1 pseudogene is annotated in these 240 nt (G+C 63.3%); it reads right to left on the bottom strand.

The window, feature by feature from the left end:
• Positions 1-240: pseudogene (locus SB660_RS23470) on the bottom strand (sugar ABC transporter permease); the annotation flags it as partial.

The following is a 240-nucleotide window of genomic DNA, read 5'->3' as shown; positions in this document are numbered from 1 at the left end:
GCCGGGTACATGAGCACGCGCCATATCTCCGCAACAACGGCCATGGCCGCGACCGCGGGGATGAATACCGCGGTACGGATCACCCACAGATTCTTCGCGGTTCCCTCGAGCAGCAACGCGAGGACCATACCGATGAGCATCGACCCCGCCGTCGTTCCGACCGCGAGTATGACCGTGTTTCCGATCGCATCGAGGAAGCTGGAATCGGAGAACACCGCGGCGTAGTTCTCCCCGCCGACC

It is taken from the genome of Bacillus sp. SIMBA_005 (assembly GCF_046535585.1).
Classification (GTDB): domain Bacteria; phylum Bacillota; class Bacilli; order Bacillales; family Bacillaceae; genus Bacillus; species Bacillus pumilus.
Note: the sequence above shows the minus strand (reverse complement) of the source record. Positions and strands in the feature narration are given on the sequence as shown.